This window comes from Paenisporosarcina sp. OV554, assembly GCF_003058165.1.
Taxonomy (GTDB): domain Bacteria; phylum Bacillota; class Bacilli; order Bacillales_A; family Planococcaceae; genus Paenisporosarcina.
This window is the reverse complement of sequence record NZ_QBUC01000013.1, coordinates 25,767-41,796: the sequence shown is the minus strand read 5'-3', so window position 1 is coordinate 41,796 and position 16,030 is coordinate 25,767. Positions and strand designations below refer to the sequence as shown.

Here is a 16,030-nt window from a genome sequence, read left to right as displayed (position 1 = left end):
AAGCTAAAAAAGCTTATTTTTCACTTCCTAATATGCCTTCATGTATTAATTCGACATTAACAGCCATTGCCGTTTTCACTCCACATGCAGCAGCGATAATCAATTGAGCAGGATACACATTTGATGCTTCTCCCGCGACAAAAAGTCCTGTTATCTTAGTTTTTCCCACTTCATCAGAGTGATGGCCCCCCGTTTCGTTTAATTTAACTCCTAGCAAGGTCCCAAGATCAGATGCTTGTACGAGTTCAGGCGTGACGAATCCCCCTACTCTTTCAATCACAAGACCATTTTCAAGTTCAACTTTTTGTAGCATTCCATCCTTACCAGTGAGGAGACGTATCCCACTCGTCTCTACTCTTATGTCGAGTTTTTTCATTTTTTTCTCATGGCTTATTGTTAGTTCTTTTCCATTTGTGAAGATCACTAAATCTAGCGACCAGTTCCGCACTATTTCTGCTGTATGGAACGTATAATCAACCTCACCAAATAAAGCTAAAGGTTTATCTCTAAGTTCCCAACCATCACAATATGGGCAGTTAAAAATACTTTTCCCATAAAAGTTTCGTAAGTTTGGTATATTCGGGAATTTCTCTTTCACACCGGTTGCAAGAATTACTTTTCTCGTCGCCCATTCTCTCCCCATTTCTGTTCTGATAGTAAATCCATCAGCTTTTTTTATAATTTCAACGACTTTGTCTTCCAACGTGGAAATCGAAGGGTATTGACTGAATTCTTGATGCGCAAACTCTCGAAATTCTGATGGTGTAATTCCATCTCGTGTAATGAATCCGTGAGAGGCAGATGTCACTTTATTACGAGCTTCATTGCTATCCACCAAGATGACATTTCTTCTCGCCCTTCCTAATACCAAGGTTGCATTTAATCCTGCAGGACCTCCCCCTATAACCGTGCAATCTTTCATCTTATTTCCTCCTATTGACCCTTACTAGCGTCTTCTATGCCAATAACTTAGTATGTATGATTAGTTGTATAAAAGTACTCTTTCCTTCTTTAGATCCATTCAAACGAGAAGATTACTTATTTGCTAGAACGGGTAGTTTTACTGTTAAGACCATAAAGGAGGAAAAGTGTGATGAGTTTTACTTACAAACTATTTATGTTCGAAGACGATGGCACCATTCCAAACAATCCGGATTTGCCAGCTATTTTATATCCTGGTGTCTTCAAAAAACATCCACATGAAATTGAAGCAACTTTCAAATTGAATAATTGGCGAAATAGTTGGGTGAATGGTGTACTAGATTATCACCATTACCATAGCATTACGCATGAAGTCCTAGGGGTTCGAGCAGGCTCAGCTAAATTAATACTTGGCGGTACAAAAGGAGAAACGATTGAGGTCAATACAGGTGATGTGCTTGTATTGCCTGCCGGAACTGGCCATAAAAAATTAACAAGTAGTCCGGATTTCGAAATTGTAGGAGCCTATCCTGATGGCAAAGACTACAATATTCAAACTGGGAATCAAATTGAAAGACCTCAAGCACTTGCAGACATCAAACAAGTTAAAGTTCCTACTACAGACCCTGTTTATGGAAATCGTGGACAAGTAGTCGATCGATGGCGATAATCATCCTTTACTTGACTGCACATAAAAACGCATTCTTCACGATGATTGAACGTGATGAATGCGTTTTTATTTTTATTCGTTCATGTTACTTCTTAAAGCGATAAGGTACTGTAGTAACAACCACATCTCTTCGGTAAAGCAAGATCGCTCTAATTAATAAACTGGACTGGTTATGAAGAATGTTTTGCCAGCCTTTTTTAGGAATAAATTGAGGGATTAAGACGGTTACACGATAGTTAGATTCATTCGCCTTATTTTCTACCTTACTAATAAATTTCGATAAAGGGTGAGTGATACTTCTATATTGTGAATGTAAAGTTACCAGTCGAATATCAGGCTGCCATTTATTCCACTTTTCTTCGAAAGTATGTTCATCTTTTCTCTCAAAAGCTACATATACAGCAATGATTTGTTGTGGATTTAGCGATTTAGCATAGTTCAAAGAGTTCTCTACTACATGCGTAATACCTGCGACAGGTACAATAATCACGTTCCCTTCGATTTTCATACAAGGTTCACTAGTAGATATACTTAATTGTTCACCAACAGCCACATAATGACTTTTTATTTTATGGAAAATAAAAACGAGTAATGGCAAAAAGATGAGAACGGCCCATACTTGCCCAAATTTTGTAATAAAGAAAATCATCATAACCGTAAAACTAATGAATGCCCCAATAAAGTTAATAATGAGTTTGGTCATCCAACCTTTCGGCTTTTCTCTCATCCATTTTACGAGCATCCCTGTCTGAGATAACGTGAATGGGATAAATACACCAACTGCGTATAGGGGGATAAGTTGTTCCGTTTGCCCGTTAAAGATGATAATGAGAAGGATAGATGTAAAACCAAGTGTAATGATTCCATTAGAGTATCCCAATCGATCTCCTCTCATTTTAAACATACTCGGGATGTATTTATCATTTGAAAGGCTAAATGCTAGCAGTGGAAATGCCGAATATCCTGTATTCGCTGCGAGAACAAGAATCAAAGCCGTCGTTCCTTGTATGAAATAATACATATAGTTTCGTCCGAAAATTTCTGATCCAATTTGGGAAATAACTGTTTCTTCTACTTTAGGTGTAATTCCATAGAAGTAAGCCAACCCAACTACGCCCACAAATAACACAGCAAGCAAAGAACCCATAATCGTTAAGGTTTTAGCGGCATTTTTAGCAGCAGGATATTTAAAGTTAGGGATTGAATTAGAAATAGCTTCAACTCCCGTTAATGCAGAACTACCTGAAGCGAAAGCTCTAAGTAATAAAAACAAGCTGATACCAGCCACTGGAGTACCAAGTGGTGTATGCAAATCAGGTGAAACATTTCCAGTTAAAATATTGAAAAACCCAACGCCAATTAAGATAAATAACGCCAGTACGAATAAATAGACTGGATAAGCTAAAATGGAAGCAGACTCAGTTATTCCTCTTAAATTTAAAATAGTAATCAATATAACCAGAACACTTGCAATGGCCACATTATGATCGTGTAGGGTCGGCACCGCAGAAGTGATGGCATCAGTACCAGCCGAGACACTAACTGCAACGGTCAGAATGTAATCTACTAATAATGAACCTCCTGCAATCAATCCTGCATTTTCTCCAAGGTTTTCTTTCGCAACAATATAAGCACCACCTCCACGTGGATAGGCAAATATAATTTGTCTATAAGACAAAATAAGTGCTGATAACAGGATAAGGACACCTACTGCAATAGGAATTGAGTACCAAAAAGCGATTGTACCTAACGTAATTAAAACCAGTAAAATTTGCTCCGGTCCATATGCAACCGAAGATAATGCATCTGAAGAAAGAATAGCTAAAGCTTTTGTTTTATTAAGCTTTTGTTCACCTAATTCAGATGACTTTAATGGACGACCGATTAAAAACCTTTTCACTGCCGATAACATTTTTTCCACTTCTTTCTTTATTGAGTCATCTTTCCTCATTCCGAAAAGATAACCCTTAATACAGTGATTAACGACAAAAAAGCCCACAAGGCATAGGGAAATAGCCTAGTGGACATTATTTCATTCTCACTAGCTCCAATTCCTCTCTCATAACGCTTACGGGGTTAGCTGTCGGGTTTGGGCTAAAAGAGTAGCCCTACCTAAATTCGTAGGATTCACCCCACGCGGCTGTAAAAGCCACGATAAAATGGTTCCCCCGTTCCAAATGGATTAAGCGATTTAGAAATATGAAACTGCACACAATACTACTCCTATGTTTTCAACATGTAAACATAAATTTTGATGCATTATGAAACGACATTACGTGACCTATTATTAGTAGTTTATGCACTATAAGAATCATGCACATTGATATTAGTCTACTTTCACTTTAAATAATTGAAGTCTTTCTTTTTTCTATCTTTAACAACAAGTTCGGGCCTACTATAGAAATATGTATTGTGAAGCCTTTTCAACATAAAAACAACCAGATCCGAAGACCTGGTCCCTTTTTTAATGGCTTGCCGTATTATGTTGGATGTTAGATGGTGCATAAGAATTCACAATGGCCATTGTATCTTGCTGTGCGAGCTGTGGCACTTGATAATAATGATGTTTGTTTTGATAAATAGAAACTTCATATGCCATTTCAATACAGTTTGGAACTGAATCTGCTAGCACACGTCGTACAACTGGATTCGTTGTTTCGAGTGCAGACATAGCTTTAAGAGATGCTCCAGACTTATGCACACCAAGCATAAACCCTGAAATGATTTCATCTGTTAATTCAGCAGCTGACTGAATTGGCTTTTTCGGTTGTGAAGGTTTTAATCCAAAAACGAAATCATTATCTTGTTTCATCATATATTTTTGTGTTGGTTTTGAAGGGTCTAAACCTGTACTAAAACATTCTACTGTAATGTTATATTCTTCCTGCATAAATCGGAACTGACGATCCAACATAGTAAGTAATTCTTGATCTTTGACATGTGGACGTAATAAAGTGTACTGGTTTAATCCCCCAACAGAAGCTGATAACACTTCATGAACGTCGAATAATTCATGGCCACCATGGTTCATTTGTGGTGGTACAGGACCTGTATGCATATTTTCGTGCATTTGACCTTGTGGGTTTTGCGTCATATAATATTTTCCTCCTCTTCATCAGAATTGTGCATCTGAATTAGTATGAATTAAAAAGGAAAAGTTATTCAAAACGTTTTTTTGTTAAGTTATCTGGATTTCAAAAAAAAAATTTTTATTTTTTTTATTGAATAGTCTTTCACACTTTACTCACCCATCATATTGGAAATGAATAGGTTATTGGTAATTCATAAAACATGGTGGTGTTTTTAATGGAATTACCATTTATCTTAGCTGGGCCGATATTAAGAAGAGTAGACACTCACAATATTAACGTTTGGATTGCAACAAGCCGACCTTTTCAAATGGGAGCGGAACTCTATATGTTGGACGAAGAACTGACTCCCGTAAGTATTCGTTGTAAAACAAGGTCAGTTCAACTTGGAAAAAGCCTTTATATTTATTTGGTTAGCATGTTACCAGAAAGCGAAAAGTTTCCTACTGATTCTCTTCTAGGCTACAATTTACTATTTAATCAAGGATCAGAGATGTTAGATTTAAGTAGTTTTGGATTACTCAATCCAAATAATACTCATTCGATTGTTTATGGAGATTTACCATTTCCTTCATTTTTTATACATCACCAATTAGAATCCCATATTTTATACGGTTCCTGTCGAAAGCTACATGGTAAAAGAGATGATGCTTTAGCTGCAGGAGATATGGAACTTCAGTCGACATATCGAGACCTTACGAAGCGGCCTAACTCCTTATTTCTTTTAGGAGATCAAATCTATGCGGATGATGTAGCCGATCCCCTTTTCCCCGTCATAACCTCCATAGCCAATCGAATAATGGGACGGGATGAAGCACTCACAAAGTTAGACAAACGATTAGATGAAACACCTTTTCACAAATCGCTCCACCAGATTAATGGAAGGCAATTTATCATGGAGCAATTCTGCCACTTCACTTCTAATCATTCACAGAACCATTTGATGAAATTTGGTGAGTATGCAGCCATGTATTTGCTCTCATGGGGACCAGAACTATGGGAAACCATTCAAGAGCAAGGAGGACTACCTACATTTGAAGATGAAGATGGAAATAAACGAATATATTACGCATTTCCACAATCAACTCAATTTGAAAAAGAACATCAAATGGAACATTCTTTACTTCAGAAGCGTTTTGAGGAACAATCAGATGACCTCAGACAAACCCTCTCTTCACTTCATCGTATTAGACGACTTCTCGCAAACATTCCTACTTATATGATTTTCGATGATCACGATGTGACGGATGATTGGAACCTTTCAAGTGACTGGAAAGAGAATGTCTCAAATTCTCCACTTGGTAAGCATGTGGTTGCAAATGGTCTTGGAGCTTATTGGGCATTTCAGGGTTGGGGGAATGCCCCTGACTCTTTTGATCAACAGTTTATTAATAAAATGAACATGCATTTTACTAAACTCACTTTTGAATCTACTACCTATCAAAGCTGGGTAGATTGCTTATGGAACTATACAAATTGGTATTTTGTCGCGCCTACTGAACCGAAGACTGTTTTTTTGGATACGAGAACACAACGGACGTTTGATAATTTTCCTCAACCAGTCAAACTCGGGATGCTCATTCAAGAAAACCTACGAAGTCCTCAACTTATTAGTCATAAAGGCTGGCAACTAGTCTCCCAATCTTTATTAAACACAGGTTGGCGTAGCGGTGAACCTTTAATTATTGCCTCGCCTGCCCCCTTATATGGGGTGGGTCTCATTGAATCTTTTTTACACTCATATGTGTATCCGTTAAGAGCGATTGGGTTTCCAGTTCATCAAGCAATAGATTTTGAAGCCTGGAAGTATAATGGAAAAGGGTTTAGTGAATTCCTCGAATGGATTTTTAAGTGGAATCCTAGTATCTGTGTAATCGTCTCAGGGGATGTTCACTATGCCTCTTCCGTCAAGACTTCCATTCAATCCACGGATGGCAAGGTAGCCGAAATAATTCAGTTTACAAGCAGTCCGATGAATAACATGAGTTTCTCTGGTCTCTGGGGAATGCTGTTAAAATCAACGATTTGGTTAAATAGTATAAAAAGGAAAAAGCAAAGCATCGTCCGGTATTGTGACAATGCTTACAACATTCGGTCTGAATCCTCAAATACACCTTGCCCTTCTGACTACATTTGGAGGGAAAACCTTCGCTATCTTTCAACAGACAATGGGACCATCATTAAAACAGACAATAACTTAGGCCTGTTTTCAATTTCACCGGAGATTATCCAAAACAAATTGCTTCAAATGAAGAATCTTGAAAAAGAAGATTTGTCTTTTGAACCTATCCAAATGCCAAATGAGCCTTAATAGATTTTCGATTATTCATATAAAAAGGTGCAGAAGGATAGTCGTTCTCCTTCTGCACCTTTTGGCTTTAATCGGCCTTTAACCTATCTTTATACTAGGCCCTGTTAACTTTTACTGTTGATTTTTTATAAAAAAGAGAGAATCTGCTCCCTTTCCGCAGGAAAGATAAGAGCAAAAGTAGTTTGGCCCTTATCTTTGAGATGAAGCTAGCGCAGTGATGCAACGTACTTTCATGTTTCGAAGCTAGCGCAGTGATGCAGAAACAGAAAGAGAAACAGGAGCAGAGGTTTTCAGCAGAATCGCTTACTATCAACAACATCATTTAACAGAGCCTTATACAAAAAGCCCCACAAGATGAGGTATCAACTTGTAGGGCTAATCTCATTAGTTTTCTTCTACTTCTTTACGATTTTTTTTGAATAGCTTAGATAATACTTCATAAACGATTGGAACAACAATTAATGTTAATAACGTTGAACTTGTTAAACCACCGATTACTGTAATACCAAGACCTTTCGAGATTAAACCACCACCACCTGATCCAATTGCTAATGGAATTAACGCACCGATAGTTGCCAATGCTGTCATTAGGATTGGACGTAGACGTGTAGCTCCTGCTTCTAGAATCGCTTCACGCATAGTCATACCATCACGTTCCATATGAATAATACGGTCTACAAGTACGATGGCGTTCGTTACAACGATACCAATTAACATTAATAACCCCATCATGACCGATACAGAAATTGTTTCACCAGCGATCCATAGACCGACGAATGAACCGATTACCGCAAATGGCAACGAGAACAGGATCGCGAATGGTGCTACACCTTCACGGAACGTTACAACAAGGATGAAATACACGATTGCGATTGCCGCAAGCATTGCCAAACCAAGTTGCGTGAACGTTTCAGTCATATCAGCTGCTGCACCAGCAACATCGATTGTAACTCCTTTAGGTAAATCCAATTTATCAATTGCTTTATCGACTTCAGATGTCGCTTTTGAAATATCTTCGCCAAGAATTGTTCCTGAAACGGTTGCGTAGTATTCACCTTTACTACGTGCGAGGGTGTTCATCGTTGTCCCTTTTTCAACTGTTACTAGTTCTGAAAGTGGCACTGTTGTACCAAGTGCTGTCGGTACTTCGGTAGCCAGGATATCATCGATTGATTTCGGTTGTGCAGCTTTTTCCTGCTGAACGATTACATCTAATGAGTCCCCGTCTTTTTCAACCGTTGTCAATACTTCCTGTGTCGTCGTCGGGCTTAACATCATGACGATTTGGCCCGTTGTCAATCCATACTGCAATAATTCATCTTGTTCTACTTTGAACGTATGTTCAACATATGCATCCTCTGAGCTTGAGGAAACTTCTTCCAGTCCGTCATTTTCTTTCATGACTTCTTCCACCATAACAACAGCTTCATTCAGTTTATCTAAATCTTCACTGTTAAATGTGTAACTCACTTCATTTGAAGCCATCGACGTGGACGTGAAGCTTTGGCTCTTCCATTCGCCCGTCTGACCGATGTTAAACACATATTCCTCAATTTTTTCGCGTGCTCCAGGGAAGTCATCCATTTCAGGGTCGAAGATTAGGTACATTAATGCACCGCCTCCACCGCCACCCATCATCGCGGACATTTGATCGCCGCTTTCGGTTAGTGATAACTGAACGATATCAATATCTGCATGTTTCAGCATTTCTTCTTCCACGACTTCAATGTTTGCCAAGGTATCATCCATCAGCTCACCAGCTTCAGGCGTGTAGGTCAAGTACATCACTTTTTCTTCTTCACTACCCATGAAGCTGAAGCCGATCAATGGCGTCAACGCCAAGCTCCCCCCTAATAGAGCAATGGCAAGGATGGAAGTGATGATTTTGTGGTTAAGTGTCCATCCAAGGACGCCTTTATACCAGTGGGATAGTTTCCCAGACTCTTTATGACTGCTTGCATTCTTTTCACTATATAATTTCTTCTTGAACAAGAAGTGCGATAATGCAGGAACGATCGTAATCGCAACAATCAATGAGGCCACAAGCGCAAACGTCATTGTTAATGCGAACGGCATGAACAACTCGCCAACCATTCCACCAACGAAGATAAGTGGTGCGAATACCGCAACTGTTACCAATGTCGATGAAAGGATTGGTTTGAACATTTCAATTGTTGCTTCACGAACAAGGGCACGACCCGTCAATTTCTCATCTTTCAGATGTAAACGTCGATAAATATTTTCAACGACCACAATGGAGTCATCAATAACACGACCGATGGCGACCGTTATCGCACCGAGTGTCATGATATTGAGCGTAATATTCATCCAGTTCAACACCATTAATGCCATGAAAATCGAGACTGGAATCGATACGATTGAAATGATGGTTGATTTGAAATCACGCAGGAATAAAAGGATGATCAATACGGCAATCAAACCACCGAATAACGCTTTTTCAATCATCGTTGTAACCGAGGCTTCAATTGGTGCACCTTGGTCAAGTGATACATCTATAACAAGACCATCGATACTTTTCTCTTCTTCTTCCATTAACTCTTTCACAGCGTTTACGACATCAACCGTATTAGCTTGTTGCCCTTTTACAATTTGTATTGAAATGGCTTCTTCGCCGTTTGTACGTGAAACTGATTGAACTTTCCCGACTTCTTCAATCGTCGCGATTTCGCTCAGTTTCACAAATGGTGATGTATTTTTTTCCGATGGTGTTAAAGGAATAAGCATTTCCTTCAATTCATCGGCTGTCATGAATTTGCCGTCTACAGCTACCGCTTCTTCACCTTCTTCAAACTCGTAAAGACCAAGGGAAACTGATAGGTCACTTACCTGAATCACTTGCTTAACAGAGTCTTCAGTCAAGCCAAGTTCAGCCATCTTAGCTTTATTGTAAGTAAGTTGTACTTCTTTAATATGCTGTCCCGCAATGGTTGCAGAAGCTACACCATTAATCTTTTCGATTTTCGGAAGTATGATTTCTTCTACTGTTGACGTTAATTCAACAATATCCTCTGTCGTACTGGCTATACTCAACGCAGCAACTGGCATCATGTTCATGCTAATTGCCGTAACTGTCGGCTTTTGTGCCCCTTCAGGCAAAGTCACTGCTTCCAGCGCAGATTTCAATTCACGATTCGCCTCGTCCATATTTACACCGTACTCGTATTCCACTTGAAGATTTGCCATATTTGAATATGAATTCGAAAAGACGGCTTTCACACCTTCAAGGTTTTCCACCGCTTTTTCCAAAGGCATGGACACGTCTTCCATTACTTTCTCGGGAGTTGCGCCAGGATATACGTCCATTACCATTAAGTAAGGAATCGAAATATCTGGAATTGTCTCCATGTTCATACGTGTACCCGAATAAATACCTGTTACAGTGATGATAATGGTTAGTAACCATACTGCCAGTTTATTATGAAGAACAAAATTAACTAAACCTTTCACTCTTACACCTACCCCTAATTGACTTTACTATCTTATTTATTTATAATAATGACCAATCGGTCAATTGTCAACAATAGGAACTAGGAGCGATAAAAATATAATGAATAAAAAACAGCTAATTATGGAAAAATCACTGGAACTCTTTGCAAAACAGGGTTTTGAAGCGACTTCCATACAACAGATAACAGATTATTGCAGCATTTCAAAAGGGGCTTTTTACTTATCTTTTAAGTCCAAGGACGAATTAATTTTAGCATTGATTGACCATTTCATGATACAGTTCACAGCGGATGCTGACTATGTAGTCACAAACACGGAAGACGATGAAAAACTGTTCTATGAGTTTTATTACTCGACGTTCCATTCCTTTCAAAAACACTCAGATTTCACCAAGGTTCTAATGAAAGAGCAAACCCATTCATTCAATAAGGACTTCATCATTAAAATGCGGGCCTATGACAAATTGTTCGAGAAGACCATTTTGTCAATGATTGAACGTGTATATGGGGAAGAGGTCGAACATACCAAATATGATCTGGTGTATTGCATTAAAGGATTTATCAGCATTTATTCACAATTATTTTTACTTCAGAAGGCACCGGTGGATTTGAATTTACTTTCCCGATCGCTCGTGGAAAAAACAAATTTACTTGCGAGACATACGACCATCCCGTTCATTTCACAAGAGATGATCCAAATAGGCAATGAACCGTTGAATGAAGAAGTGACAAAGGAACAAATCCTCGACATCATGGAACAGAAAATTGAGGAAATTGAAGAATCTATTGAAAAAGAATCGTTAATCCTGCTAAAGCAACATTTAATTGAACCAACGCTGAGTCAAGCCATCGTGAAAGGGTTATTAGAAAATATCCGAAATCATCCTCATTGCAAATGGATTTCTTATTTGCTTCGTGGTTATTATAAGTTTTAATAAGGAAAACCCGGAAAAAATGCTATCATTCAGCTGAAATTGTTTGAATTCCACTTAAAAACCTATGTTATCGACATAATAAAAAGACTTGTCTCGCGACAAGTCTTTTTGAATTTCATTTATAAATTTTATCCTAATAAATCACCGAGAATGTCGGTCATTGATTTTTTTCGCTTGTGTTTTGGTGGATATCCGTCTTTTGAATACTTAGAATCGTATCCTCTATCATAATCATTTCTTTTATCTCGATCGTCTCTATATGGACGATTATCATTTTCGTATGACTGACTAAAAGATTTTTGATCTTCTTTTAAACCTTGTGTAATTTTTTCTAGTTCTCCACGATCAAGCCAAACACCTTTACAATCTGGACAAACATCAATCATCACATTTTCTTTTTCGACTTCTCTCATTCGAACATTATCACATACTGGACAATTCAACTAAATCACTCCTTCTGTATCAATGAACATGGTTTCTCCCATAAGCATAACACGATGTTCAGAAAATTGACCTGCCTCATCCCTCAGGAACTATTACTTAGTATCTGTTTCCAATTCAAAAACATTAGTATGCCACTAATAAAAACAATGGCAGCCCCTACTGTAAAAATTAACATGGCGGATGTTCCAAGAAGTCCAGCTATAAACGACCCCGAAATGACACCTAATGAAAAACAAGCGTAATAAATGCCGAATGCTTTCCCTCGATTTTGAGAGTTTGTACCTTTCATAATCGTTGCACTCGTGGAAGGAAATAATAAGGCAAAACCAATCCCATAGAAAATCATGGATATAAATAATTCACTTGAAGATGTTGAAAGACCCAAACCGAAAACAGATAAAGAAACGATGAACAATCCACTAAACATTAATTTACGATTATTGATTCGATCAAACATCCGATTAGAAGGCAGTATGAAAAAGAGAATAGCCACAATGCCAAATACACTTAAGAATATACCTGTCATTTCTTGCGCTAGATTAAGCTCTTCCACTTTCAAAGGCATAGCATAAGTAAGTAAACCTTGCATAAGAAGCAACAAGAAAATAGCGATATAAGCAAATTGAATATCAGGTTTTTTTATAAAAGCAAATCCCGACACTTCTTGTATGTTTGATTCCTTCACCCCAGGTGGTTTAGATGTAATCAATACGAGAGAAATGAATCCAACTAAAATCAAGGCTACAGAAATGAAGTAAAATAACCATTCAATACCAAATCTACTGCTAATGATTGCTCCCATTGCAGGACCAATTATTGCTGCTATTCCGATGGCAGCTCCTGAATGAGACATCTTTTTGCCATTAGATTCTGTATCGTCATTTCGTCCAATCGCAGCAAATGCGGCGGGCACGATAAACCCAGCCGCAAATCCATGAAAAAACCGTATGGCTAATAGTTGAGATGGATTAGTAACGTATGTATAAAAGAAAACGAGTCCACCAGCTAGAATCAAACTGCTAGCTAAAATACGCTTTGACCCAAACTTATCTACCCAAATTCCCGACAACACATTTCCTAACATATTGGAGAATGAATATACCGCGATTACCGAGCCTACTATTATCGGTGCAGCACCTAAACTTGTAGCAAAAGGCGCAATTACGGGTAGCTGTGAAAACATATCGATAAATGCCACTACCAGTAAAACATACATAAAAATCAAAGGAATTCCTTCTTTCTAAACAGAGCAATTTCTTTCTGAATCCCAAGCCTTACGTAGAACGGAAGAATTTGAGAAATAGTCGAAAAAATAAACGAATGGTCGAAAACCATCGATGAGAAAATATTAAATTGGTAAAAGCATCTTCTCGGTATGAGAAGATGCCCTATTATCCTGCTTACATCAACCAACCGTGCAAGGCACCTAGCAAAGTAAAGATAATTAGATGATCACCGACTGCAATCATGAATGATTGCTTTGTCATAAGACCAAATAATCTATTTTTCAAGTACACAAGAGTAATAATGAGACCTACCATAAATCCAATGAGCATACCTGCTCCAATTCCTTTAGACCCAGTAGCTTGTACAAAAACAGCCATAATAAATGAGCTTATAAATGCAACTACCACAGAAATAACGTATTTCATTGGTCCTTCTACTTCATTTTGTTTCTTCTCTGGATGTTTATCTCCTCCTAGTCTCACAGAGTAGTAAATCCCCCCATATACCATGTACAATAAGCCACCAACGATTATGGCGATTATATTAAATTCATTCCAATCGATTAACATGTAACTCCTCCTTTCCTAGATAGTTCAATTGTTAAAAGAATTACCCCTGCACAAAACCTAATTTTTTATATAAATGTAGGGCATCCGAATTTTCAGCTGTTACATTTAGAATCAATTCATCATACCCCATGAGTTTTAGCGTATTCATGCTCTTTGTAATTAACGTACTCGCCATTCCTTGATGAAGAAATTTTTTTCCTGTGTAAATTTCCGTTATTAACGGTTTTTTGTCCCACAGATTGATGCAAATCACAGCAGCCGCTTCGTTATTCATTTCAATCCAATAAGAAGCTTCGGCTATAAACGGACCATAACCGTCTTTTATTATTTTGTTCACCTCAAGAATGGCTTCTTGCAACGTGTCCTCTTGTTGATCGACCGTACCTTCATAAGCTTCTAACATCGTAGCAGCTACTTTCATGATGTCTTGTTGTGTAATGGGTTTAAGGTGAAAAGTAGTGGAAATCAGTTGTTTTTCAAGTTTACACTTCATTTTAATTCTACTTTTCCCCAATGTCATCACCTTTTCATATTTAATCAACTGAAAAGACTCCCAGTTTCTATATCAAGATGAGTTACTTACACACAAGAATTTCTCTCGAAAATATCCCTTTTTTCGCAACACATCTGTCGATTATGTTAAACCCTGCTTCTATAATCATATGGTCAATATTATCAATCGTAACCACGACTAATTTCTTCGAAAAGGGTCGAGCGTTCTTGAGAATCGAAAGCTGATCTTCGGGGGTAGCATGCGTGTAGAGATTGTAAGGCATATCAATAATTGTCGCATCATAGTTCTTCGTCACTTCCGCTATTGGACCAAGGTCTACTTCTCCAGTCAATCCAAAATGGGCAATATTTTCACGCGAACCTAACACCACGAGCGGATTAATATCACGGCCTACTATATCAATTCCCATTGAAAGGGCTTCAACTAATACCGTGCCTATCCCGCAACAAGGGTCGATTGCTTTAACACCTTCAGGGATAGGGACTGCAATATTTGCTACTGCTCGAGCGACACGCGTACTAAGTGCGGTTGAATATTCACGAGGCTTTTTCAAATGACGCAACCATACTGGTTCACTTTTCATATATTTCCCGAAATACCATCGACCATCGAACGGTACTAGACCAAATGTGACATCCGGATGATGAACATCTGCTTCCCCTTCAATGATCATGCCAATGTCACGCTCAATATCACGTTTTTGTTGGTATTCCACTTTTTTCGCAGTTGCCAAATCATTAATTTTGACAAAAATCACTTTAAATGTTGTGTTATTCATCTTAATTACTTCCACTTGCTTTACAATATCCGTTAGCTCATCGCCGTCAAATAGTACTTCAATCCGCTCTTTCATAAATGGGCTTCTGCTTGGATTAATGTCTATTGAGCTTTTGAGTATTTTTGAATGAGTATCTATTCCAAAAAAAGAACGCATTTCTAGGTGACATAAAGATTCTTCGTCTGGGGTATAAGCGTATGTATAAATAAACTCACCTGTTTGAGCTAGTTGATTCAAGTCATTCCCATCCTTTTTTCAAGCTCTTCTATTATTAATTGAGCTGCTACTTGTAAGTATAACAATTGGTGAGTATTCGTAACGGACTTTTTCACAAATACTCAATTTCCATCTTTTATTTAAGATATTGAAATAAACATTAATTTGAATTCAGTTGAAGGAGGTTTGAAGATAGCTATTCAAATCCATACTACGTTAAGACGGACATTTTGAAAGGGGATCTAATCATGAAAAATAATAATCAAAAGTCTTCAAGTAACAATCAAAAGCCTAAAACACAAACACCTAAAACGGAAAAGCCACGCACAGACAATGGCCGAGACGAATTTTCTCGGGATTTAACGGAAATAATTAATAACAATATTCAACCAGAGAAAAACAAAGACAAGCCAAATTATCGACGCTATAAATAAGAAATATTTTGTTTTAGTACTCTCATATTTAACACCATTTACCTTCAATAAACCATGTTTAAGAGCCAACATTTCTGCGTGTTTCAACACTTCGTAAATGCCGCCGCGCGCTTTAATGGAATCTGAAATGGGAAGGTGGCTGTCACATTTCAATAAAAACCCCTTCTAATGGGTTTGTACATGTGTGATAACTGTTGATGCATCGCCGGGATGGGTACAATAGGAGATTCAATGATTCCATTTAGGTTTCTTGTTTCAGGAAAAACTTTAGCAATGTAAGGAGCAAAACGCTTGAGCCTTTCCTCAGCATCTTTAACATATTTTTCATTAAGTGGAATTTTTTTAACCTCAGTTTGAAATGGTTCATATTTAGGATTTGACCAAAACACTGAAACGATTAGCTCCATATAGTAAAAAGGGGAGAAATGCTTTCGCATTCCTCCCCTTTTATCAAC

The 16,030-nt window shown here is 38.0% G+C and carries 13 protein-coding genes, 1 pseudogene and 1 riboswitch; of the genes and pseudogenes, 4 read left to right on the top strand and 10 right to left on the bottom strand.

Features of this window, described 5'->3' with window-relative positions:
* Positions 1-13: 13 nt before the first annotated feature.
* A complete protein-coding gene (locus C8K15_RS12215) occupies positions 14-922 on the bottom strand; it encodes an NAD(P)/FAD-dependent oxidoreductase (protein WP_108586682.1) in 909 nt (302 codons plus the stop codon).
* Between the two features lie 171 nt (positions 923-1,093).
* Here C8K15_RS12215 and C8K15_RS12210 point away from each other — a divergent pair, with 171 nt between their 5' ends.
* The gene (locus C8K15_RS12210; protein WP_108586681.1) at positions 1,094-1,591 is read left to right on the top strand and encodes a hypothetical protein; all 498 of its coding nucleotides are present in this window, start codon (positions 1,094-1,096) and stop codon (positions 1,589-1,591) included.
* Positions 1,592-1,676: 85 nt separating this feature from the next.
* On the opposite strand, the gene C8K15_RS12205 is transcribed toward C8K15_RS12210, so the two are convergent.
* Positions 1,677-3,503 carry an APC family permease gene (locus C8K15_RS12205; RefSeq protein ID WP_108586741.1) on the bottom strand — a complete coding sequence of 609 codons (1,827 nt, stop codon included), beginning with the start codon at positions 3,501-3,503 and terminating at the stop codon, positions 1,677-1,679.
* 137 nt (positions 3,504-3,640) lie between these two features.
* A riboswitch (cyclic di-AMP (ydaO/yuaA leader) is annotated at positions 3,641-3,790 on the bottom strand.
* A 265-nt stretch (positions 3,791-4,055) separates the two neighbouring features.
* Positions 4,056-4,685 carry a spore coat protein gene (locus C8K15_RS12200; protein ID WP_108586680.1) on the bottom strand — a complete coding sequence of 210 codons (630 nt, stop codon included), beginning with the start codon at positions 4,683-4,685 and terminating at the stop codon, positions 4,056-4,058.
* Positions 4,686-4,897: 212 nt separating this feature from the next.
* Between C8K15_RS12200 and C8K15_RS12195 the strand changes: the two genes are divergently transcribed.
* Positions 4,898-6,991: a metallophosphoesterase family protein gene (locus tag C8K15_RS12195; RefSeq protein ID WP_108586679.1), complete on the top strand. Its 2,094-nt coding sequence runs from the start codon at positions 4,898-4,900 to the stop codon at positions 6,989-6,991.
* Between the two features lie 384 nt (positions 6,992-7,375).
* Here C8K15_RS12195 and C8K15_RS12190 read toward each other — a convergent pair whose 3' ends face one another.
* Positions 7,376-10,459 carry an efflux RND transporter permease subunit gene (locus C8K15_RS12190; protein ID WP_108586678.1) on the bottom strand — a complete coding sequence of 1,028 codons (3,084 nt, stop codon included), beginning with the start codon at positions 10,457-10,459 and terminating at the stop codon, positions 7,376-7,378.
* A gap of 100 nt (positions 10,460-10,559) precedes the next feature.
* Between C8K15_RS12190 and C8K15_RS12185 the strand changes: the two genes are divergently transcribed.
* A complete protein-coding gene (locus tag C8K15_RS12185; RefSeq protein WP_108586677.1) occupies positions 10,560-11,393 on the top strand; it encodes a TetR/AcrR family transcriptional regulator in 834 nt (277 codons plus the stop codon).
* Positions 11,394-11,521: 128 nt separating this feature from the next.
* Here the strand turns inward: C8K15_RS12185 and C8K15_RS12180 are convergent, their stop codons facing one another.
* From C8K15_RS12180 to C8K15_RS12160, 5 genes are all read right to left on the bottom strand, one after another.
* Positions 11,522-11,836, bottom strand: a complete 315-nt coding sequence (locus tag C8K15_RS12180; protein ID WP_108586676.1) for a TFIIB-type zinc ribbon-containing protein — start codon at positions 11,834-11,836, stop codon at positions 11,522-11,524.
* An 83-nt stretch (positions 11,837-11,919) separates the two neighbouring features.
* Positions 11,920-13,053: an MFS transporter gene (locus C8K15_RS12175; RefSeq protein ID WP_233260477.1), complete on the bottom strand. Its 1,134-nt coding sequence runs from the start codon at positions 13,051-13,053 to the stop codon at positions 11,920-11,922.
* A gap of 184 nt (positions 13,054-13,237) precedes the next feature.
* Positions 13,238-13,633, bottom strand: coding sequence for a DUF1761 domain-containing protein (locus C8K15_RS12170; protein ID WP_108586674.1), 396 nt, complete (start codon positions 13,631-13,633; stop codon positions 13,238-13,240).
* Between the two features lie 40 nt (positions 13,634-13,673).
* On the bottom strand, positions 13,674-14,126 hold the full coding sequence (locus tag C8K15_RS12165) for a GNAT family N-acetyltransferase (RefSeq protein ID WP_158268309.1): 453 nt from the start codon (positions 14,124-14,126) through the stop codon (positions 13,674-13,676).
* A gap of 82 nt (positions 14,127-14,208) precedes the next feature.
* Positions 14,209-15,162, bottom strand: coding sequence for a TRM11 family SAM-dependent methyltransferase (locus C8K15_RS12160; RefSeq protein ID WP_108586672.1), 954 nt, complete (start codon positions 15,160-15,162; stop codon positions 14,209-14,211).
* Positions 15,163-15,389: 227 nt separating this feature from the next.
* Between C8K15_RS12160 and C8K15_RS20610 the strand changes: the two genes are divergently transcribed.
* Complete coding sequence (locus C8K15_RS20610; RefSeq protein WP_199224111.1) at positions 15,390-15,575, top strand: hypothetical protein; 186 nt, start codon at positions 15,390-15,392, stop codon at positions 15,573-15,575.
* A 45-nt stretch (positions 15,576-15,620) separates the two neighbouring features.
* Here the strand turns inward: C8K15_RS20610 and C8K15_RS12155 are convergent.
* Positions 15,621-16,012 (bottom strand): annotated as a pseudogene (locus tag C8K15_RS12155) (hypothetical protein); the annotation flags it as partial.
* Positions 16,013-16,030: the final 18 nt, after the last annotated feature.

Coding starts and splice junctions, on each gene's coding strand:
- C8K15_RS12215 (WP_108586682.1), bottom strand. CDS start 922: ATGAAAGATTGCACGGTTATAGGGGGAGGTCCTGCAGGATTAAATGCA.
- C8K15_RS12210 (WP_108586681.1), top strand. CDS start 1,094: ATGAGTTTTACTTACAAACTATTTATGTTCGAAGACGATGGCACCATT.
- C8K15_RS12205 (WP_108586741.1), bottom strand. CDS start 3,503: ATGTTATCGGCAGTGAAAAGGTTTTTAATCGGTCGTCCATTAAAGTCA.
- C8K15_RS12200 (WP_108586680.1), bottom strand. CDS start 4,685: ATGACGCAAAACCCACAAGGTCAAATGCACGAAAATATGCATACAGGT.
- C8K15_RS12195 (WP_108586679.1), top strand. CDS start 4,898: ATGGAATTACCATTTATCTTAGCTGGGCCGATATTAAGAAGAGTAGAC.
- C8K15_RS12185 (WP_108586677.1), top strand. CDS start 10,560: ATGAATAAAAAACAGCTAATTATGGAAAAATCACTGGAACTCTTTGCA.
- C8K15_RS12175 (WP_233260477.1), bottom strand. CDS start 13,053: ATGTATGTTTTACTGGTAGTGGCATTTATCGATATGTTTTCACAGCTA.
- C8K15_RS12170 (WP_108586674.1), bottom strand. CDS start 13,633: ATGTTAATCGATTGGAATGAATTTAATATAATCGCCATAATCGTTGGT.
- C8K15_RS12165 (WP_158268309.1), bottom strand. CDS start 14,126: ATGAAGTGTAAACTTGAAAAACAACTGATTTCCACTACTTTTCACCTT.
- C8K15_RS20610 (WP_199224111.1), top strand. CDS start 15,390: ATGAAAAATAATAATCAAAAGTCTTCAAGTAACAATCAAAAGCCTAAA.